This is a genomic window from Loktanella salsilacus (assembly GCF_024206795.1).
Taxonomy (GTDB): domain Bacteria; phylum Pseudomonadota; class Alphaproteobacteria; order Rhodobacterales; family Rhodobacteraceae; genus Loktanella; species Loktanella salsilacus.
Genome location: NZ_CP072995.1, coordinates 367,083 through 388,485 on the forward strand (window position 1 = coordinate 367,083; position 21,403 = coordinate 388,485).

Below are 21,403 nucleotides of genomic sequence, written 5' to 3' on the forward strand. Positions count from 1 at the left end.
TGCGGTCTGGCGTTGAGTTTGGCAGCCGTCAATCCGTTGGCTGCGCAGGATGGGGCTAGGCTCGACTTTCGCTTTGAGCCGCCAAACATCCAGATCGAACCGATCTGCACAGCGCGGCCCCCGGATGAAGACACGATCCGCTTATGGGGCGCATGGGACGGCGGCGCGCTGCCCGATATGGATAGCACCCTGATTAGACGGGACATCAATCGTCTTATGCATCTTGATGGCGTGCGATGGTACGAAAAATCAATGCAAATGATTGATCGACTAGAGGCACGCAATCCATCGTTTGGTGGCCAGAATGCCTTGATGTCGCGCATTGCCGCGATGGAAGTGGCGGGGCGTTTTGAAACGCTCACGAAGGCACAGCTTGTGCCCGAACTTGCCGCCTACGGGGATGCACTTTCCCCGCGCGCCCGCACCGCGTTGGCCCGCTATTACCGCGATGGCATCGGTGTGCCCCGCGATGAAGCCCGGTCCGATACGCTGCTGATTTCTGCGGGCTACGCAGGGAATGCAGACGCGTTGCTGACGCTGTCGGGGATGGTTTTGAACGGCACTGCACCCCAAGAATGGGACGTGCCATTGGAACTTGCGGTCAGCATGGCATTCGGCTCGCTTGTCGGTGAATTGAACCCGACCATCTGCGATCGCACTGCACGCATTGCACGAGAGTATCACTCGGGCGAAATTGTCCAAAAAGACCCACAACTAGCGCATGATTGGTTCCGCTTTACAGCCGATTTAGGGGATGCCTATTCCGCATGGAAAGTCGTGGAATACCACCTCGAAGCCGAAGGCTTCGCGCGGGACAATGCGACCTTGCTGAAATACCTCAACATGGCCTCTGATGCCGGTCTTCCTTATGCGCAGATAGAGCTTGGCCGTCTTTACGAGGTCGGTGCACTCGTTGAGCCAGACCTCGACAAAGCCCTTTCACTTTACGAACAAGCGGCAAGCAACGGCGAACGGCCCGGCCTCACACGCGTTGCGCTTTTCCTTGAACGCTACGCGCTTGAGTATCCGAGCGAGCAGTCCCGGCGTGTCGATGCGCTCGACGCGCTGACCAAACTTCAGGACCCACCGGGATGGGCATTCACCCGGCTGTCAGAACTGGTGCTGGAAACCGAAGGCCGCTGGGCCGGCACAGAACATGCCCGTCAGTTGCTAGAGCGTGCGGTGGAACTTGGCGATCTGGATGGAACGATCAGTTTGGCAAATCTAATCCTCGCACAGGCATCAGACCCATCCGATTTTGACCAGGCTGTGAACCTGCTTGCAAAAGCTGTGTCGGTAAACGGTGGAATAAGCCCGTTGAAGACACTCTTTTCGGCTTACACCTGCCGTGCAGTTGACGCGCCCCGCCTTGCCGAGGCGCAGCATTGGCAGGCCCTTGAACAAGCGACTGCCACAGCCAACATCGACCTATCGGCACATGAGGTCATCGCGCTGTCGCCAGACAACGATCCCCTGACCCTGGCTGCTTTGCAGTCCCATGCCTTGTATGGACGCCCGTCAGCTTTGGCGAGTTGGCTAAAGCTGCTGGAATACGCGGGCTTCGCCGATGCTGAAATGCAAGACTTCTGGACAGACTATTCCGACCGCTACTCTCTCGTGCTGAACGCGCTTGCAAAGCTGGAATTCGAGCTTGCCGAAAACCGAGAACAACGCCTCGCGGCATTTGGCCTTCTGCGCGAAGAATACAAGCGGTCTGGTCCTTCCGCTGCGCTTACTCTGGCAGAGGCACTGCTTGATAGCCGCACACAAATCGACCCCACAGCGGCCGCGCAGGCGCAGGGCGAAGCGGTGACCTTGCTGACCGAAATCGCAAAACTGGGCTACGGTAAAGCCATCCAGCTTATCGCAGGCTTCGCAAAAGACGATGACGGTCGCCGCGCTGTCTTTGATACTTACCGGGATATCATCGAAGTCGATGGCGATTTTTCAGCGCTATTGTTCGCTATTCCCTACGTCACCGGCCCAGACCGAGAGCGCATGATGCAAAGAGCGCGCGGCATCATGCCATGCGACTATAAGAACGCCATGCTGATGGCAGGCGTAACCCGCCAAGTCGGGGACCGCGACGGCACGGGACACTGGCTCGATGTCGCACAGACATTGATGGAAGATAACACATGGGCAATCACTGACCTTGCAAAGGCACGTTACGATCTCGAAGGTCCCTCCGGCGCCACGCTTGCTGCTGACATGTTCGAACGCTCCTATGCTTTGGGCGACGATACCGCCGGACGAGAGCTATTCGAACTGCGTGTGTCCCCCGAACTGGCAACCTTTTCACCTGACAAGGCTGTCGATCTTATAGCAGATGCAGTGGTCACCGAACGGATTCCGCTTTTGGCGGGCTATCTTGGACGCTATCGCAAGGCCGATGATGCAACGCAAAGTGCGATCGCTAAAACGCTCGACATCCCTGAACTTTACCGCGTCGCCGCAAGCGGCGGGGACGTGTATTCCATGCGCAGTTACGGTCAGTATTTGATGGCCAATGCAACGGGACCGGCCGATCTGACATCGGCCACAGACTGGCTACGCCAAGCGGCCGAATGGGGCGACGCTACCGCGATGGCGGACTACGGTGAAGCGCTCGCCTTTGGGATCGGGGTTCCAGCAGATCCAGTACAGGCAACCGTCTGGTTAGAGCGCGCCTCTGACGGCGGAAGCCATAAAGCGGGCGAAATCACGCGTCTGATCCGACTAAGCCGAGGAGGCTAACGCCATGGCACAGAAGTTTTCAAGAACACGCACGCCCAGTGGACTGCCCGCACTCGCGCTTGGCGTCATGCTTGGCAGCGCTGGCACGATGACTGCGACCCCGGCCTTCGCGGTTGACGCCGAATGCGCCGCAGCGCCAGAGCCCGTAATAAGTCTAAATTACGGAAGCCGCTACACCGACGATGACGACACGCGATCAACGCTGGACGTCGACAGTAATGAAGTGGTTAACGCGGCATTGCGCCCCGTCGACGACTTTATCCGCGACCTTGTTGCCCGCTCCAATGGCGTGTTGAACGAAAGCGACCCAACCGCTGCCAGTGGTGCAGCCGACTGCGTGCTTGCACAAATTGCGACTTGGGCGCGTGCGGACGCGCTTTCGGATCTGGATAGTTTCACAGCACGCCTGTCGATGGGCGCACGCATTGGTGCAATTGCCGAGGCGTATCGCCAAGTCCGGCCGCTTGTCACAGACATAAAGGCGGTCGCGGACGTGGACCAATGGCTGATCCAGCGGGCGCAAGAACAGTTAGAGTTTTGGGAAAAAGAAGCAACATCAGGGGCAAGGACGGGAAACCTTCGCGCCTGGGCCGCGCTCGCACTGCTTAATATCGGCGAAGTGACAAACACCGACACGTTCGTCTGGTGGGCAAGCGCGTCTGCCGTGCGCATTCTATGTACAGCCCGCGAGGATGGCAGCCTACCGCAGGAGACAAAGCGCGGATCATATGGGCTGCACTACCAGTTCCATGCCCTGTCCCCGCTTGTCACCATCGCGGCGCGCCTTGACCGTGCCGGTCTGCCCATGACCACCAGTTGCAACAATGCTTTGCCCCGCGTTGTGGACTATGCCTTCAACGACTTCGAACAAGAAGGTGCACTGACACAAGAATATAGCGGTGCGCGCCAAAGCTACTTTGACGGGACCGAGACCCTAGAAGACCACGAGCTTGCGTTTCTGGGAGCTTATGTGTCGCTGTTTCCAAATTCCCCTTTGGTTGATCGCGCGCAAAAGACGGAAAATCTGTCCAACTCAAAGCTTGGCGGTGACCAGCGGTTATTGTGGCAGTAGGAGATTTCATCGGAGCTGCATTGGATTAGTCGAAATCGAGCATTCCATAGTCTTATAGGATGATGACTTCGCTGGGTAATCTTCCCCAAAACTATGGGGATCCAGATGCTGAGTTTTCTTAGCAAAATAACCGGGGAAAATCTGATGAATCTGACAAGATTTAGCAAACCCCAGATCCTTGCGTTCCTGCCCCAAGCTGAAGGCGGCGTGCCTGAGCTTTGCCGTGAGTATGGCATGCGAGGTGCCCCTAGATTTGTAGACGCTATGTTTGGTATTTTTGAAATCAAGTTGAGGTGATCCCTATTCCCTGGACAGGTTTCGGCGTCTTGTTAGCTCCGATCTGCTCCTGCCGATCGGGTTGGGATTTCGACTACTCAGTGAGTTGACCACCGCTGGCGTTCGGCCGCCAAGTGCCTTGTGTGGGCGGCGGTGGTTGTAGAATTTCATACAATTCTGGGCACCCGCGCGAGCCTGAGAACCGGTCTCACAAGCATGCAGATAGGCGCACTCTTATTTCAGGGTGCGCTGCTCGCCCATTTTCCATAGAAAAATGGCGGACAAGGGCAAGCCATTCAATGAATATGTAGCCCAAGTATCGACCCTTGCCGTCCATTAAGAAGTGGACGCCTGACCGACATCTTGCGGCTAACGCGTTCAAAAGTACCGGACGCCGCGTAAGTTTCGATTGCCTGACCATCGCCGCATGCACGCCCGAACCTGCTCGCCAGTTCAGCCACGGCCTACTCGCCTTTCAGCGCCTCAAGCACCACCTTCGCTTCGAACTCTGGTACATGATGCTTTCATTTCGAAATCCTTGATCTCCATCGTGGTGAAGATCAGCAGACAGCGAGTCAGAGCTTACGTCAGTGTTCAGTTTTCGGGAACCACCGAACTTCGGATCCGGTTCGCCATAGCTGCGCATTGACGCTGCGTGCTTCAACACCAGAAGTCCCAACGCAAACGGCCACCCGTAGGTGGCTAGTGAGATACTGCTGGGTATATTTGGTTGCGGGAGGGCGATTTGAACACTGTTTGCGACCAATCACCCACGTTACGGTGCGGCGATGAAGCCAAGTTGCCACTTCCGACCCAAACCGGACCTTCATGGACGGCGCAGCGAAAGGCTGTTGAATTCCAAGGCGAATTGACGCGTTTTTTCATTTCGCGTTGACCCCTCTGGGTTATGATAACCTCATGGAAAGTTGGCGGGATTAATGACAGCTGGTGGGTGACGACGCTTCGAAAAACTGAGTCAATTTCTCGCACAATTCAACAGACAGTGCCGGTATAGTGCTTCTGAGCTAGGGCCTGCCCGGCGTCCGTAAACCTGTCCATAAATCTGGTTGTCCAGATACTCATCGTATCGGCGTTTTTGGACCGGCCCGGCGATTGTCTATCAAACGCACGTTTACGAGTCGCCGCCTTCAATCATGATTCCCAGACATCTGAGCTATTTACTCACCCCTGTCCAAGTACCCGCCGCAATCCGGCCTGCATCTTCATCATCTGGGGCAGATACAGACGCACCAGATCTGCCGGTTCCGACTGCACCGCCGCCGCGCCTATGTTCAAAGCGGCGACAACCTGCCCCCGGACACTCATCACCGGCACCGCGATAGACCGCAGGCCAATTTCAATTTCTTGATCGATGACGCAATGCCCCTGCGCGCGCACCTCGGCGATTGCCTCCATGATGGCGGCCGGGTCAGTCAGGCTGTGGACGGTGCGCGGTGTCAGATCGGACCGGTCCAATAAAGCTCTCGCCTCTGCCTCAGGCAGTGCGGCCAAAAGCACGCGGCCCATGCTGGTGCAATGACACGGCAGCCGCGAGCCGGGCATCAAACCGATGGACATCACACGCCGCTGCGCCGCGCGGGCAAGGTAGACAATCTCTGTCTCGTCAAGAATGGACACGCTGCTGGACTGGCCCACCTGATCTGACAGCTGATCCAACCAAGGCTGCACGATCTGCGCCAGCGGCATCGCAGCAAGCGCGCCCAGACCCAGCCGCAGCACCCGCGGCGTCAGCTTAAAGAATTTGCCATCATAGTCGGCATAGCCTTCGTTGTGCAGGGTCAGCAGGCAACGCCGCGCCGTGGCCCGATCAAGGCCAGTCAGGGTGGCCACCTCTGCAATCGACAGCCGTGACCGATCCGCGCCAAAGCAGGCAATAACCTTTAGCCCCTTTGCAAAGGCCGCAATATGATCTGTCCGCTTGTTCACAATGCGCACAACATCGGTCACAAGCCGAACAAATGTCAAGATGCGCACGCAATGGCTATGCATCTCTTCCGTCCGGACTTACCCCTTTCGCAAGATAAGCGGAGGGCGAAATGGACAAGACGATAGCAACGCTGTCAGAGGCGGTCAGCGCGATCCCTGACGGTGCAACGGTCATGATCGGCGGCTTTGGCGGATCGGGTGCCCCGATCGAGCTGATCCACGCTTTGATCGACCACGGCGCGAAACACTTGACGGTGGTAAACAATAACGCAGGCAACGGTCATGTCGGCCTTGCTGCACTGATCGAACAGGGTCAGGTCGACAAGCTGATCTGCTCCTTCCCGCGCTCTGCCGACCCGCGCGTATTCTCGGAACGCTACCTGGCCGGCAAAATCGAGCTTGAACTCGTGCCGCAAGGCACACTGGCAGAGCGCATTCGTGCAGGCGGCGCGGGCATCCCGGCGTTTTATACCCCCACCGGCGCAGGCACCGAGCTGGCCAATGGCAAGCAGCAAGATACTTTTGACGGGCGGTTATATGTGCAGGAACGCTGGCTGAAAGCCGACTTCGCGCTGATCAAAGCGGAACTGGCCGACCCGCACGGCAATCTGACCTACCGGATGGCGGCGCGGAACTTCAACCCGGTCATGGCGATGGCCGCGACGGTGACCATCGCGCAGGCCAGCAAAATTGTACCGCTGGGCGGCATCGACCCCGAACACGTCATCACACCTGGTATCTTTGTCGACCGCATCGTCGCCGTGGCTGACCCTGCACAAGAAGAAATGCTGAACCGGGCGGAGGCCGTTTACCCATGATCGACATCGACACCCACAGCCTGACCAACGCCCAAATCGCGTGGCGCGCTGCGCAGGACATCACCGACGGGGCCTATGTGAACCTTGGCATCGGCTTTCCCGAAATGGTCGCTCGTTTCCAGCCCGAGGGACGGCAGGCGATCTTTCACACCGAAAACGGCGTGTTGGACTTTGGCAAAGCCCCTGCCCTCGGCGCAGAGGACTGGGACTGCATCAACGCCGGTAAAAAGGCGATCACGATTAAGCCCGGCACAGCCTTCTTCGACCATGCAGACAGCTTTGCCATGGTGCGCGGCGGTCATCTGGACGTCGCCATTCTGGGGGCCTACGAGGTCGCGCAGAACGGCGATTTGGCGAACTGGTCCACAGGGCGCGGCGGCGTACCGGCCGTGGGCGGCGCGATGGATCTGGTCCAAAGCGCCAAACGCGTCGCAGTTGTAACGGACCATGTGACCAAGAAAGGCGCGCCAAAACTAGTCGAGGCCTGCACCCTGCCCCTGACCGGGCTCGCCTGTGTGACCCGCGTCTATACCTCACTTGCCGTCGTCGACATTGTGGACGGCCACTTCGTGTTGCGCGAAAAGGTACCGGGCCTGTCGTTCGACGCCCTCCAAGCCGTCACCGGAGCACCCCTGCACACCGACGGCCCCGTGGCCGACCTGATCTGCCCAAAGGATTTGACATGACCGACGCTTATATCTGCGCCTACACCCGCACCCCTATTGGCCGCTTTGGCGGCGCACTCAGCTCTGTCCGCGCCGACGATCTGGGCGCTGTCCCAATCCGCGCCTTGATCGGTGCGCACGATCTGGATTGGGCAGCCGTAGACGAGGTTATCTTTGGCTGCGCGAACCAAGCGGGCGAAGACAACCGCAACGTTGCCCGCATGTCCGCCCTGCTGGCGGGCCTGCCCGAAACTGTGCCCGGCACAACGATGAACCGCCTTTGCGGATCGGGCATGGACGCCATCATTACCGCCGCCCGCGCCATTATGGCCGGAGAGATGGATTTGGTCATCGCAGGCGGCGTGGAATCTATGTCCCGCGCGCCCTTCGTGATGCCCAAAGCCACGAGCGCCTTTTCCCGCAGCGCCGAAATCTTTGACACCACCATCGGATGGCGCTTCGTCAATCCACTGATGAAATCTCAATACGAAGTCGAGTCCATGCCTGAAACAGGTGAGAACGTCGCTGAAGATTACAGCATCAGCCGCGCTGATCAGGACGCCTTTGCCGCGCGCTCGCAAGCCAAGGCAGGTGCGGCGATGGAAAGCGGGCGCCTGGCCCGTGAAATCACGCCGGTCAGCATCCCGCAGCGCAAGGGCGATCCCATCGTCGTGGACACCGACGAACACCCGCGCCCCACAACGACAGCCGAACAACTGGCCAAGCTACCGACCCCCTTCCGCAAGGATGGCACCGTCACTGCTGGTAACGCCAGCGGCGTGAACGATGGGGCGGCGGCGCTTCTGATCGCCTCTGCCGATGCCGTCAAACAGCACGGCCTAACCCCGATCGCCCGCATCATGGGCGGTGCAACCGCGGGCGTGCCGCCGCGCATCATGGGCATGGGCCCCCTGCCTGCGTCGCAAAAGTTGATGGCGCGCCTTGGACTAACCGAGGCCGACTTTGACGTGTTCGAACTAAACGAAGCCTTCGCGTCCCAGGGCCTCGCCGTTCTGCGCGGCCTTGGCATCGCCGACGACGACCTTCGCGTGAATCCCAATGGCGGCGCGATTGCGCTGGGTCATCCGCTGGGCATGTCAGGTGCCCGGATCACTGGCACAGCGGCAATGGAGCTTGCACTCAATGGTGGCAAGCGTGCCCTTGCGACGATGTGTATCGGCGTGGGGCAAGGCATCGCCATCGCGCTGGAACGCAGCTGATTGCCTTCATTAAAATGCCCCCCGCGACGTCGACACCTCGCGGGGGTTTCCTCATGCCTGTCGCAACGAAACGACAGCTCTACGTTTTGGTCTCAATTAACCGGATCAGTTCCTGCACCGCTACGCGATAGCCTTGTGCACCCAGTCCGGCCATGACGGCGGTGGCGACGCCAGAAATGAGCGAGTGGTGGTACATTTCTTCCCGCTTGTGAATATTAGAGATATGAAACTCGATCAGCGGGCCGGGAAACATCTTGAGCGCATCCATGATCGCCATCGAATAGAAGGTGAAGGCGGCCGGGTTAATGATGATCCCCGCACCATTGTCCGTCGCCTCGTGAATCCAGTCGATCAACTCTGATTCCGAATTGCTTTGCCGGAATTCCAGAGGCCAGTCGCCCGCGGCCGCGCGGCAGATCGCCTCGACCTCGGCCAGTGTCGTATGGCCGTATATCTCAGGCTCGCGTTGGCCGAGGCGGTTCAGGTTCGGTCCGTTCAGGACATAGATCGGTTTCATAGCGGTCATCCGGTGTAACCAAAGAGGCGCGGCAGCCAAAGCGATATGCCCGGCACCAGTGTAATCAGCGCAAGCGCCGCGATCAGCACCAACAGGAACGGCATCACCTCGCGCACGATGCGACCCAATGGCTGGCCCGAAATCGTCGTCATCACGAACAGCAACAACCCGTAGGGCGGCGTAATCAGGCCCAGCATGATGTTGACGACGCAGACGATCCCAAAATGCACAAGGTCAATCCCCAGCGCATTGGCCGTCGGGATGAACACCGGCACAACCACTAGTAGGATGGTCGTACCTTCAAGCAGGCAGCCAAGGGTCAGCAGGATCACGTTGACCATCAACAAAAACTGCACGGGAGTCATGTTAAACCCTGCGAGGAAGGTGCTGAGGCTGGCGGGTATATTTTCGACCGTAACGACGTAGTTGAAAACCAGCGCGCCCGCGATCAGCATACCGATAGAGGCGGTGGTGCGGGCGGACCCCGACAGCGATTCCCGCAGCGATGCAAACGTCACGCTGCGATACAGAAAAGCCGACACCAGCAGTGCGTAAAGGGCCGCAACCGCGGCCGCCTCGGTCGGCGTGGTTGCACCGCCATAGATACCGCCGAGCAGGACGACCGGCATCATCAGCGCGGGCAAGGCGCGGAACGTAACGCCAGGCAGGTCGCGCAGCGGCACTGGGGGCTCGACCGGGAAATTCCGCCTGCGCGCCGTGCCAACAATTATGCCGGCCTGTGCCAGCCCCATCAGCAAGCCGGGCACCACACCGGCAAGGAACAAAAACCCTATAGAGGCGTCCGAAACAAGCGCATAAACGACGACCGGAATCGACGGCGGAATGATCGGCCCGATGACAGCGGAACTGGCGGTCAGGGCGGCCGCAAAGGCGGGCGGGTATTTGCCGCCTTCGGTCATCATCTTCTGCATCATCTTGCCGGTGCCTGCGGCATCAGCGATGGCGGAACCGGACATGCCGGCAAAGATCACTGACTGCACGACGTTGACCAGCGCCAGCCCACCTCGGAACCGCCCGACAAAGGCGTTGCAGAAAGCCAGCAGCCGCAGCGTCATGGAACCGGAGTTCATAAGCTCTGCCGCCAGAATGAACAGCGGCACCGCCAGCAGGATGTAACTGGTGTATAAACCGTTCAGGATCTGCTCTGCCGCGATGCCCATGTCCTGCCCTGCCAGCAGCAGATACAGGATGGACGATGCGATCATCGCGTGCCCGATGGGCAATCCCAGTAGGGCCAGCATGACGATGGATACGACGCAAAGTGTAAAAGGATCGAACATCAGTTTTCTTCCAAGTGGACTGCAGTGTCCGGAACACGACCCCGGATCGCTTGCACCAGCAAATAGGTGTAGCGGACCAGGACGGCGACGACGAACACCACGAAGATGGCAAACAAATGGTCATAGCGGATGTCGAGGTATGACGTTTTCGTCACTTTCATAAAGGTAACAAAATCCCACGTCGCGGGCAGCGAATATCCGTAAAGCAATAACAGGGCCAATGATGAAACGATTACCATGATCCGCCGCACGCCGGGGCGAACAGAGGAATACAGGATGTCAAACCGGATTTCGTCCTTCTCTGTCACCACGAATGCGGCGCCCCACAAGACAACCCACAACCACATGACGATAGACAGTTCCGATGCCCAACCGACGGGCCAGTTCAGCAGATAACGGAACACCACCTGACAGATAAATGCGATGAACATCACCGCCAACATTATGGATGCAATATCGTCAGCGCGCCGGTGCAACCAGCCACCAACCGTCCTCAGCCGTTCCATGCCCGCATTCCCCCGTCTTAATGTGCGCCATGCCCAGTGCTGTTTGACCGGACATGGCAGAACGTTTTTACAGCGTGCTTTTACAGCGCATTGATGCGTTCAAGCATACCTGCTGGCCAGTCGTTCGAAATGTCAGAGTCAAGATACAACTGCTGCGCATTGGCCCGGAAGGCGTCGACGTCAGGTGTTGAGATCTTCAGCCCTTGTTCTTCAAAAAACGCACCAAGCTCCTCCTCGCGGGCAAGATGCTGTTCTGTGCTCCAGGCGATCGCCTCGTCTGCGGCTGCGTCGAAAGCGGTGCGCTGCTCTTCGGTCATCGCGTCATAGGCTGCCTTCGAGATCACCAGTAGATCGTAGCCAACCAGATGCGACGTGCGCACAATCTGGGTCATTACTTCATAGAACTTCATGTTCTCGATGTTCGGATAGGGATTGTCCTGCCCGTCGATGGCACCTGTCTGCAAACCGGTATAGACTTCTGCATAGGCCATCGGCGTCGGGTTCGCCCCCAGCGCCTCGCCTAAGAATTGCCAGGAATCGCCCCCGGGCATCCGTAATTTGATGCCGTCCATGTCCGCGGGGGTGTTGATCTCTTTGTCGATGCGCAGACCGACCTGACGTGTGCCAAAATAAGTTGGCCCAAGGATATGGATGCCCAACTGATCTTCTGCCAGCTTCTTCATTTCGGCACCTGCGTCGCTCTCGAAGAACGTCTGAAGGTGAGCGGCGTCACGGAACAGGTAGGCCGAAGTCAGGATCGAGAATGCCGGAATCTGGTTGGCAATATCCTGCGGGGCGACATTACCCATCTCTAGGTTGCCGCGCTGAATCGAGATGATCTCAGTCCCTTGCTTGAACAGGTTGCCACCGTAAAACATCTCGACTTCAGCGATGTCGCCGACGGCGGTCTGAAACTGCTGCATCATTTCTGCGCGGATGTCTTGCTCGGAAAACACCGCCGAAAAGCGCAGCTTCGGCTTGTCTTGCGCCCATGCGGGCAGTCCTGCGGTCAGCGCCACGGCGCTTGCCGTTAAAAGCCCGAGGGCGGTTCTGCGTGTCGTCTTCATCATTGTCTCCTCCTTGATGATCCGTAAATTCAGGTGCGCGGCATATCCGCCGACCGCATCAGCCGCGCCTGCGCCGCGACGCGGTAGGGGGCATTGGGGCCGCCATAGCCGGTGTAGCCGTCCCGGCGCTCGACGATCTCGAAAAAGATACCGTCGCCGAAGGGCTTGGAATATAGCTGTAAAAAGCTGGTGTCGCCGACCCGGTCATACAACAGGTTCAGCGCCCGCAGTTCTGAGACCTCGTCGGCACCCAGACCGAAACGGGCGGCAACGTCGTCATAGTAGTTGCCGGGGATTTGCAGCGCGGCAAAGCCGTTTGCCGCCAGCGCATGGGCCGCAGCCACGATATCGTGCGTCTCGAAGGCGACGTGCTGCACCGACGACCCAAAGCTGTCCGCGATGAATCGCCCGGCAAAGGTCCGGTGCGTTTCCGCCCCGTTCAACGTCAGGCGCAACGCACCGTCAGGCCCCTCGATGGCTTGCGACCGCACCAGTCCGTGCGGGTCCACAACATCCACCACCGGCTGCTTTTCGACGTCGAACAGGGACACATAGAACAGCGACCATGTTAGCATCTCTTCGTAGTTCATCGTCTGGGCGATATGGTCAATCCGGCTCAGGCCCGCCGGGCTCGGTGCGGCGTCGTCAGCAATTGGCAAGAACTCCGTCTGCCACAGGTCGGACAGCGCGCTTTTGCGGTCGATGAAATGCAAAATACCGCCACCCACGCCGCGGATTGCCGGGATGTCGTGTTCTCCCGGTCCGACAGGCTGCGAAAAGGTGCTGGCCCCTAGAGCCTTAGCCCGCGCCACAGTTGCGTCCGCGTCGTCCACCGATAGCCCCACGTCGCAGATATTCAGCCCGTGGGCGATATGGGCGGACTGGGCAAAACCTTCAGCTTCGGTATTGATGACGATGCGGATATCGCCCTGTTGCCACAACTCCACCGCCTTGGAAATATGCCGACCCACGCGGCTAAATCCCATACTGTGCAACACGCGGGCAACGGCCGTCGCTTCACTTTCGCTTGCTGCGAATTCGACGAAGGCAACCCCATCACTGTGGATCCGGTCCGGCATCGGTAGCGAAGTCAGCCTGATCCCCGGCTCGTGCCGCGCCACCTGATCCATTAGGAACACCAGCGAACGGTGCCCGTCCACGGCGATCGTACGCGGACTGCCACCGCGGAACTGGTCGTTGAACACCTCAAGGCTCAGCGGTCCGTCATAGCCCGTCGCGGCCACAGCCCGCATGAAGCCCTGTACGTCCAGATCGCCTTCGCCGGGCATGTTGCGGAAGTGGCGCGACCAATATAGCAGGTCCATCTCGATCTGCGGCGCGTCGGCCAACTGGACGAAGAATATCTTGTCGCCGGGAATGCTCCGTATCGTGTCAGGCGCGATCTTGCGCGCCAGCGTGTGAAAGCTGTCGAGGATCAGACCGACATTCTTATGATCCGCGCGGCGAACAACTTCCCACGCGTCACGATGATCACAAACGTGCCGGCCCCAGGCCAGCGCCTCGAACCCCACACGCAGATCGCGGGATGCTGCCCGCTCACCCAGTTCCGCGAAGTCAGCGGCCATCCGGTCGATGCCGCCTAGCGCCTCCGGATGTACCGATGAACACACCAGAACCAGATCGGTCCCAAGTTCCTGCATTAAATCAAATTTACGCTCAATCCGGTCAAAGGCGCGGGCACGCAGAGGCTCTGGTAGGCCTTCAAAGTCGCGAAAAGGCTGGAACAGCGTGATCTCCAGCCCGTGGTCGCGCACCATGGCACCCACTTCGCGCGGACCACCGTCAAAAGCAATGAAATCCTGCTCGAAGATTTCGATCCCGTCGAACCCAGCGGCAGCGATTGCGGCCAGTTTTTCGCGCAGATCGCCCGCAAGGCAAACTGTGGCGATGGATGTCTTCATGTCAGGGCCCCGCTGGAAAAGGCATCAAAGGTCGCCTGCATCCTCGCAGCGTCTGCGGGCTGACCTGTGAACAATTCGAACGCGCGCACGGCTTGAAATAAGGCCATGCCGCCACCCGACAGAACCGCGCAGCCCTTAGCGCGAGCAGTAGAAAGCAGAGCGGTTTCTAACGGAAAATAGACAATATCGGCAACCCAATGGCGCGGGGTGATCAGCGCCTCGGCCAGTGGCAGGCCCGGCAGTTTGACCATGCCGACGGGAGAGGCGTTAACGATACCATCAACCTGCTGAGCAGCCGCGTCCAGATCGGTCACGACAACAGCACAATCTTTGCCAAAGCGTTTGCATAGCGTCTGCACAAGCCGGGCGGCGGCATCCGCATGCGTGTCGTTGATCATAATGCGGCCCACACCGCTGCCCAGAAGGGCTGCGGACACAGCGCTACCTGCCCCGCCGGCACCGATCATCAGCACGGCATCTCGCTTTGCATCGGGCAACCCAAGGCGAAAGCTTTCGGCGAATCCCCAGTAATCTGTGTTGTGCCCCAGTCGTTGCCCATCACGCAAAACGACCGTGTTCACCGCGCCCACGTTGCGAGCATTTTCGGAAAGCTCGGACAGATGCGGGATAATTGCCTGCTTGTAGGGGAACGTGACGTTCAATCCGCCGAAGCCCGCAGCCTCGACCTGCGCTAGGATAGCTTCCATCGTGGGGGCCGGATCGCAATCCGCAAGATCAATCAGACGATAATCGTAATCTATCCCCTTCGCGGCACCTTCCGCCATATGCATACGCGGCGTGCGGGATGCACTGATCCCGTGCCCTAACAAGCCGACAAGCACACGACGATCGCCACATGGCGGGCGACTGTCCAGGTGGGGCATCCATATTTCGGTCAAGATAACGATCCTCCTTCAATCCAGCCCTCAACCGGATATTCGCAACATTGTTCATTTTGGTTAATTATGTCAAGGAAATGTTCAAAAGGTTACATTTTGAATGCTGAATTCTAAGAAAGGCGGGACTTCCGGCAAAAACCTTACTATTTAGACCGCGTGACCTGCGAGGGAGACGGCTGGAATGGCGCAGACGACAGACTCTGACGAAGACACTGATTTGCCGCGTCGTAAGTGGAAGCAGGACCCCGACGGCGTGCGCAGCAACATCTTGCAGGTCGCCCGGGAAATTTTTGCGCAAAAAGGTCTGTCCGGGACCCGCATAGACGAGATCGCCTCTCGCACCTCGACGTCAAAGCGAATGATTTATTACTATTTTGTCGACAAGGAGGGCCTGTACCGCGAAGTGCTGGCCGACGCATACCGCCAGACGCGCGAGGCTGAGGATGCCTTGGAGCTCACGGGGCTTCCGCCCGAAATGGCCCTACGCAAGCTGGCAGAGTTCACCTTTGAAAATCACCGTCGATCGCAGGACTTCATCCGGCTCGTGATGATCGAGAATATCCATGAAGCCCACCACATGCCCGATTCGGAGAAGATATCCGGCGAAAACTCCTCTGCGATCAGCATGCTGGACGTCATCTATGCGAACGGTGTGGCGCAGGGCATTTTTCGCCCCGGCCTGACAGCGGTCGAATTGCACTGGCACATTTCAGCGCTCAGCTATTTCAACGTGTCGAACCGGGCGACGTTTTCGCACATTTTCGGCGGGGAATTGTTCGATGAAGCCGGACAGGCGACCCTGCGCCAGCACGTCGGCGACATGATTCTGCGGATGGTCTTGGTTTAGACCTGCTGCGGTGAAAATCTTTGCTGCCCGCCACATCAGCTTGGTAATGCGACCATCAACTTGTCTGCAACAACAGGTCAATGTTGTTTTTGGTCAGCGGTAAGTCGCCTGCTTCGATCTCCAGTGCGATCTCGACGACCCGCTTATTGACCGGTGCAGATTTGCCATGCTTGGCGAGCGTATCGACCACCCAACCGTTCACTTCTTCGACTTCCGCACGCCGACCTTTGCGCCAATCCTGCAACGATGTGGTCAGCGTATCCTCGCGAGAGAACGTCTTCAGAACCTCCTCAAAGATCTCGTCCACGTAGCGCTCGGGATGATTGCTCATCACCGGGGGCATCCCGATGATGGGCATAATGGTGGCGCCGTCGGCGAGGGCGGCCTCCATCGCCTCGTAGCCAGCCTTGCGCATCAGATCGAGCATGCCTGGCAATCGCGAAGCATCGTTTAGGGCAGAGTCAATAATCGCGGACGGGATCAGTTCTGCAGCGTTAACAATCAGCTTCATCCATTTTGCTGACCGGATATCATCGTTCACCTCAACCCTCCCAGAATGGCGCAAAATGTCAGCCACGACCTCGACTTGCGGCTGCATGGCCGGATCGAGAGCACCAAGGGCAAACCAGGATTCATCGTGATCATTCTGCCGCGTCGTGACACCCGGGGTCCACATATTCGATGCAATCTGGATCACCGCACCAATGGTGCGTTCGCGTCCCAAGATCTGGGCGATATCCTCATGGGTCATCCCGTTCTGCAGACCAACGACAAATCCGTCGGATGCAAGCACGGGCTTGATCATCTCGCAGGCCCAGCGGGTATCGTAGGCTTTCACGACGAGGAACACGAGATCGAATGGTGTCTTAATTTCGGCAATTTCGCACAGATGCAGCGCCTTGACGGGCGTGTGGATCGTGCGGGTCGGCATGTTTACGGTTATGCCCTCGGCGCGCATCGCCTCGACGTGCGCAGGCCATTGGTCAATGAAAGTCACGTCAAGCCCGGCCAGCGCGAAGTCCGCCGCTATGGAGGCACCCTGTGCCCCTGTGCCCAGGAATGCGATACGGGGATTGGCTTTCATAGCGATATCCTATGCATCGGGAGTCATGATGAAATCGAAGGTAGACTGCCAGCGGGTGTTCCCGTCTGGCGTCTTAGTATATTCCGCTATCAGCGTCTTCTTGACGCCAAAGACCGCATCGGATTTTAGGTAATCATCACCGGCCACGAAGGTGTGGGTGATGACTGTCTCAAACCCCGTTGCGCTTACGATGAAGTGCATATGCGCGGGACGGTAAGGATGACGGCCTAAATTTCCCAGAAGTTGGCCCACAGGTCCATCGTCGGGGATCGGATAGGACACGGGCTTGATCCCTTTAAACCAGTACAGTCCGTCCGGCCCAGTGACAAAGACGCCGCGGTTGTTGTTGTGTGGTTGGGTGTCGGGTTGCTGGACGTCATAGAATCCGTCTTCATTATCGGACCAGACATCAATGCGGGCACCCTCTAAGGGCTTGCCGTCCAGATCCGTGACGACGCCCTGAAACAAACAGGTCTCGGTCCCGCCATCCTTGCTGATGTTTGTGCCCATCTCATACTCAGGCACGCCATCGACGTGGAACGGGCCAAGGACGGTATTCTCGGTTGCTTTCTCTGGTCGGCGGTTGTTGATTGCATCGACCAGCATCGACACGCCCAGCACGTCTGACAGCAGAATGAACTCCTGACGGTTGTCGTCGCACATCTGGCCGGTCTTCGTAAGAAACTCTACTGCCATCGCCCATTCGGCCTGCGTCAGTTCCACGTCCTTGATGAACGCATGTAGATGCGTGACAAGCGCGTTCATCACGTGTGCCAGCCGCGGGTCGGTGTCCTCGCTTACACGTGCGGTCACGGCACCGACGGATTTACCTTCAGTAAAATAGGCAATCGTTTCTGTCATTGGAAAATGAACCTTTCAGGTCAGGACGGGGTCGGACGGATGCCATCGTAGGCCTGCGTCAGCAGGCCCATAACCCCGTCGCGGGTCACGTCGCGCGGGTTGCTGTAGGGGTTTTTCACCGCCAAATCGGCGACATGATCGAGCATGCCACGGTCAAGGCCAAGGTCCTTCAGTGCCAACGGCGCATCTAAGTCCATCGCCAGATCGTAAAGTCCCCCGCCAAGATCGCCACCGAACAAGGCGGCAGCGGGCTCAAGCGCCTTCGCCGCGGCAGGCGCGTTATAGGCGGCGGTATGCGGCAACAGGATTGCATGAGTTTCCGCGTGTGGCAGATCGCAGGTGCCACCTAGGGTGTGACACAACTTGTGATGCAACGACATTGCCACAGATCCAAGCACCACACCACACAGCCAAGATCCATAAAGCGCTTGGCTGCGCGCTGTTATGTTCTCTGGATCACTGACGATCAGCTGCAACGCGTTCTTCAGCGCCCTGATGCCTTCGACCGCCAACAGTGACGTGATCGGGTTGGCGTCCGGCGCATACAGCCCCTCGACTGCGTGAGCCATGGCGTTCAGCCCACTCGCCACGCTCATCGCGGTAGGCAGGCCGGTGGTCAGCGCGGGGTCGTATATCACGACCTCTGGCCGGATCTTCGGATCGCGGATTGTGATCTTGGTCCCGTTCTCGGTCTGGCCAAGGATGTCCGTCACTTCTGACCCGGCATAGGTTGTGGCGATGACAAGTTGGGGTGCGTCGTTGCGATAAGCGATCGCCTTGCCCAGGCCGATGGTGGACCCACCGCCCATCGCCACGATGCAGTCCGCCCCGCAGGCGTCATAGGCAGCCATTGCCGCTTGCGTCACCGCAACTGGCGTATGCATGGCGGCGTCAGTGAAGTTGCCGGCCGCCAGTGACCCCAAACGGTCGGCCAGCGCGGCAAGGTCCGCCGCTTGAAACGAGGTCGACAGCAGAAAGGCGCGTTTGCAACCCAGCCTTTCAATCTCTGCGCCGACCTGCGCCAGGGTGCCGTCCCCGAAAATCACGCGTGATGACGTAGATTGATAGATGAAATCATTGGTCACGCGGGCACCTCGGCGCGGCTACGGGCAGTGGCATAGATCAGCGCAGCCACGACGATCAGCGCACCTTGAAAGAAATATTGATAGGCTTGCGACAACCCGAGGAACGACACTGCGTTCAGCACCTCCGTCAGCAGCACTGCACCGAGGATCGTCCCGATGAACGTCCCTCGCCCGCCGCGCAGGCTGGTGCCGCCCAGCACGACCGCCGTGATACTGGACAGGGTATAAGTGATCCCCTGCGCTGGATCGCCGACACCGATCTGCGCCATTAGCATGATCGCGCCGCAGGCGGTAAGTAAGGACACGCCGACATACCCAAGGATGAAAACTCGGTCCACGCGCACGCCAAGTCGGCGTGCGGCACCCTCCTCTGACCCGACGGCGCGAAGTTGCCAACCACCACGCACACGGCGTAGCAAAACTTCGCCAACCAGCGCAAAGGCGATCAGGGCGATAAATGCGACCGGGATCGGCCCCAGCTTCCACGTCAGCCAGTCCATGACGCCAAAGTTGATGTAACCGCCCGGCCCATCGCGCAGTACAAAGCTCATACCCTGCAGGCCGATATACATAGCCAGCGTTGCCGCGATAGGCGTGAAGTTGGCATATCGCATCAGGCTGCCGTTGATTGTGCCAACCACGGCGGCACAGAGGAACATGGCAGCAAATCCCAGCGCAATCATAGCGTCCGACTGGCCGTCGTTAATGAAAAACGAGCCGACAACAACAAGAAATCCCGCCAGTGGCCCGACAGACAAGTCGATCCCGCCCATGAGCAGGGCAATGGTTTGCCCCATGGCGATGAACCCAAGGGCCGTCGCTAACAGCAAAATGTTCGAGATGTTAAAGAAAGACAGATAGTTTGCGTTCTGACCATAAACATAAAGCCCTAGCAGCAAGATGACAGCAGAAAGCGGGATTGCCGTGGCGTTGTCGCTTTGCACCAGGTGCCGCCAGCCACCGTGTGTCTTATGAACTTTTGCTGTCGGCTCACCGACGTTTGGTGCATGAGTCCCCGCCTGCACTGCTGCGCTGACGATCCGCTCCTCGGTGATAGCTTCGCCCTCGAGTACTTCTGCCACGCGTCCGCGCGACATGACGACGACGGTGTCGCATAGACCTTCGAGTTCCGCTGCGTCGGACGAATTTACGATGACCGGCGTGCCCGCAGCAGATACCTCCCGCAGAATGCGGTAAATCTCGAACCTTGCACCAACGTCGACGCCCTGCGTAGGTTGGTCGGAGATAATATAGCCGGGCTGAGACAGCAGCGCCCGTGCCATCACGATCTTTTGCTGGTTACCACCCGACAGCGACAGAACCTTCGCGTCCAGCCCTGGCGTTTTGACGGCCAGTTGGCCAAATATGTGCTCCACCTCGGCCAGTTCGCGGCTCCGGTTCATGACACCACTACTGGTAAACCGGTCGAGCGCGGTGAAGGTTGCATTTTCACGCACTGTCAGATCAGTGGCGAGGCCTTCTTTGTGGCGGTCTGCAGGCATGTAGGCGGCAGTGCGGCTCAGCGTATCAGCTTTAAGTCGCACGCCATCCAGAATGACCTGCCCCGAAAATGGCATTAAACCAGCCAGGGCACGCATCAGCTCTGCCTGCCCATTGCCGTCGACGCCGGCAATCCCAATAATTTGCCCCCGGCCCACTTCAAAACTGACGTCGGTGAAATTCTGCCCCGTCAAACCGTTGATCGCAAAGTTAATCGCGGGGGCGGTATCGCTGGCTTTGGGCGGAAAAGCTGACACCAGTGATCGACCCACGATCATGTCCAGCAAATCCTGATCACTGACATCCTGCGCCAACGCTGTGCCACGCATACGACCGTCGCGAAGCACGGTGACCCGGTCGGCGATCTGGCGCAGTTCGGCCATGCGGTGGGTGATGTAAATGACGGCGGTACCAGCTGCGGCCAGAGCCCGGATGCGTGTGAACAGCATCTCGGTCGCATCCTGGTCAAGAGCTGCTGTAGGCTCATCCATGATCAGGATACGCGGCTGGACAGCCAGCGCTTTTGCGATTTCCAACAGATGGCGTTGCGGCACTGTCAGATCGGCGGCCCGCGCCTTCAGTGGGACATGCAGACCAACCGCATCCAGCATTGCTCGGGCAGTTTTATCCGTATTTCCACCATCAAAGACATGATCAGGCAGCGCCACGCGCAAATTTTCAAGCACGTTCAAGTCATTTAAGACGGCTGGATGTTGATAGGCAATCGAGACGCCGAGCGCCTTCGACTTTGCCGGTGTCATGGGAGAGACAGCATTCCCCTCGACGTGGATCGTACCAGCTGTCGGCTGCAACACGCCCGAGATGATATTCATCAAAGTCGATTTACCGGCACCGTTCTCACCCAGAACAGCATGAACCTCGCCAGGGAAAATATCGACTGAAACATCGACCAGAGCGGCAATGTTGCCGAAATACTTGGTCACGCCGGTCAGTCGCAACGCCGGCGCAGCGGCGGAGTGGTGAGACATTTTACTTCTTGGGATCGCTTCGACGATGGTCATATCCTGTCCTGCTCTGGCGGAACGTTCGGGGGGTCCGGGCGCAGAGCGCGCCCGGACT

Annotated in this window: 18 protein-coding genes; 6 read left to right on the top strand and 12 right to left on the bottom strand. The window is 58.6% G+C overall.

The window, feature by feature from the left end; all coding sequences use genetic code 11:
• Positions 1-18 precede the first annotated feature (18 nt).
• Together KBW81_RS18090 and KBW81_RS18095 are read left to right on the top strand one after the other, a co-directional pair.
• A complete protein-coding gene (locus tag KBW81_RS18090; protein WP_254249160.1) occupies positions 19-2,736 on the top strand; it encodes a tetratricopeptide repeat protein in 2,718 nt (905 codons plus the stop codon).
• A gap of 4 nt (positions 2,737-2,740) precedes the next feature.
• The gene (locus KBW81_RS18095) at positions 2,741-3,808 is read left to right on the top strand and encodes an alginate lyase family protein (protein ID WP_254249161.1); all 1,068 of its coding nucleotides are present in this window, start codon (positions 2,741-2,743) and stop codon (positions 3,806-3,808) included.
• 300 nt (positions 3,809-4,108) lie between these two features.
• Here the strand turns inward: KBW81_RS18095 and KBW81_RS18100 are convergent, their stop codons facing one another.
• Both KBW81_RS18100 and KBW81_RS18105 read right to left on the bottom strand, forming a co-directional pair.
• Positions 4,109-4,306: an integrase core domain-containing protein gene (locus KBW81_RS18100; protein WP_411914393.1), complete on the bottom strand. Its 198-nt coding sequence runs from the start codon at positions 4,304-4,306 to the stop codon at positions 4,109-4,111.
• 960 nt (positions 4,307-5,266) lie between these two features.
• Positions 5,267-6,034: an IclR family transcriptional regulator domain-containing protein gene (locus tag KBW81_RS18105; RefSeq protein ID WP_254249427.1), complete on the bottom strand. Its 768-nt coding sequence runs from the start codon at positions 6,032-6,034 to the stop codon at positions 5,267-5,269.
• 107 nt (positions 6,035-6,141) lie between these two features.
• Here KBW81_RS18105 and KBW81_RS18110 point away from each other — a divergent pair, with 107 nt between their 5' ends.
• Genes KBW81_RS18110 through pcaF form a run of 3 tightly spaced genes read left to right on the top strand, consistent with a single transcriptional unit; the run spans position 6,142 to position 8,734 of the window.
• Positions 6,142-6,849 (top strand): 3-oxoacid CoA-transferase subunit A, encoded by a 708-nt coding sequence (locus KBW81_RS18110; RefSeq protein WP_254249162.1) that lies wholly within the window; start codon positions 6,142-6,144, stop codon positions 6,847-6,849.
• Positions 6,846-7,535, top strand: coding sequence for a 3-oxoacid CoA-transferase subunit B (locus KBW81_RS18115; RefSeq protein WP_302059392.1), 690 nt, complete (start codon positions 6,846-6,848; stop codon positions 7,533-7,535). Before KBW81_RS18110 ends, KBW81_RS18115 begins: the two co-directional genes overlap by 4 nt.
• Positions 7,532-8,734, top strand: a complete 1,203-nt coding sequence (gene pcaF, locus KBW81_RS18120; RefSeq protein ID WP_254249163.1) for a 3-oxoadipyl-CoA thiolase — start codon at positions 7,532-7,534, stop codon at positions 8,732-8,734. The genes KBW81_RS18115 and pcaF overlap by 4 nt, the downstream gene beginning before the upstream one ends.
• Before the next feature lie 79 nt (positions 8,735-8,813).
• Here pcaF and KBW81_RS18125 read toward each other — a convergent pair whose 3' ends face one another.
• The 6 genes from KBW81_RS18125 to KBW81_RS18150 form a co-directional block, all read right to left on the bottom strand.
• The gene (locus KBW81_RS18125; RefSeq protein WP_254249164.1) at positions 8,814-9,251 is read right to left on the bottom strand and encodes a type II 3-dehydroquinate dehydratase; all 438 of its coding nucleotides are present in this window, start codon (positions 9,249-9,251) and stop codon (positions 8,814-8,816) included.
• A gap of 5 nt (positions 9,252-9,256) precedes the next feature.
• Complete coding sequence (locus tag KBW81_RS18130; protein WP_254249165.1) at positions 9,257-10,552, bottom strand: TRAP transporter large permease; 1,296 nt, start codon at positions 10,550-10,552, stop codon at positions 9,257-9,259.
• Positions 10,552-11,058: a TRAP transporter small permease gene (locus KBW81_RS18135; RefSeq protein WP_254249166.1), complete on the bottom strand. Its 507-nt coding sequence runs from the start codon at positions 11,056-11,058 to the stop codon at positions 10,552-10,554. Before KBW81_RS18135 ends, KBW81_RS18130 begins: the two co-directional genes overlap by 1 nt.
• Positions 11,059-11,138: 80 nt before the next feature.
• Positions 11,139-12,128: a TRAP transporter substrate-binding protein DctP gene (gene dctP / locus KBW81_RS18140; protein ID WP_254249167.1), complete on the bottom strand. Its 990-nt coding sequence runs from the start codon at positions 12,126-12,128 to the stop codon at positions 11,139-11,141.
• 26 nt (positions 12,129-12,154) lie between these two features.
• Positions 12,155-14,047 (bottom strand): bifunctional sugar phosphate isomerase/epimerase/4-hydroxyphenylpyruvate dioxygenase family protein, encoded by a 1,893-nt coding sequence (locus tag KBW81_RS18145; protein WP_254249168.1) that lies wholly within the window; start codon positions 14,045-14,047, stop codon positions 12,155-12,157.
• Positions 14,044-14,931 carry a shikimate dehydrogenase gene (locus tag KBW81_RS18150; protein ID WP_254249429.1) on the bottom strand — a complete coding sequence of 296 codons (888 nt, stop codon included), beginning with the start codon at positions 14,929-14,931 and terminating at the stop codon, positions 14,044-14,046. The genes KBW81_RS18145 and KBW81_RS18150 overlap by 4 nt, the downstream gene beginning before the upstream one ends.
• A gap of 196 nt (positions 14,932-15,127) precedes the next feature.
• On the opposite strand from KBW81_RS18150, the gene KBW81_RS18155 reads away from it, so the two are divergent.
• Positions 15,128-15,793: a TetR/AcrR family transcriptional regulator gene (locus KBW81_RS18155; protein ID WP_254249169.1), complete on the top strand. Its 666-nt coding sequence runs from the start codon at positions 15,128-15,130 to the stop codon at positions 15,791-15,793.
• Positions 15,794-15,848: 55 nt separating this feature from the next.
• On the opposite strand, the gene KBW81_RS18160 is transcribed toward KBW81_RS18155, so the two are convergent.
• Genes KBW81_RS18160 through KBW81_RS18175 form a run of 4 tightly spaced genes read right to left on the bottom strand, consistent with a single transcriptional unit; the run spans position 15,849 to position 21,345 of the window.
• Positions 15,849-16,877, bottom strand: coding sequence for a ketopantoate reductase family protein (locus tag KBW81_RS18160; RefSeq protein ID WP_254249170.1), 1,029 nt, complete (start codon positions 16,875-16,877; stop codon positions 15,849-15,851).
• Between the two features lie 9 nt (positions 16,878-16,886).
• Positions 16,887-17,738 (bottom strand): dioxygenase family protein, encoded by an 852-nt coding sequence (locus KBW81_RS18165; RefSeq protein ID WP_254249171.1) that lies wholly within the window; start codon positions 17,736-17,738, stop codon positions 16,887-16,889.
• 20 nt (positions 17,739-17,758) lie between these two features.
• Positions 17,759-18,823, bottom strand: a complete 1,065-nt coding sequence (locus KBW81_RS18170; RefSeq protein ID WP_254249172.1) for a maleylacetate reductase — start codon at positions 18,821-18,823, stop codon at positions 17,759-17,761.
• A complete protein-coding gene (locus tag KBW81_RS18175; RefSeq protein WP_254249173.1) occupies positions 18,820-21,345 on the bottom strand; it encodes an ATP-binding cassette domain-containing protein in 2,526 nt (841 codons plus the stop codon). The genes KBW81_RS18170 and KBW81_RS18175 overlap by 4 nt, the downstream gene beginning before the upstream one ends.
• Positions 21,346-21,403 lie beyond the last annotated feature (58 nt).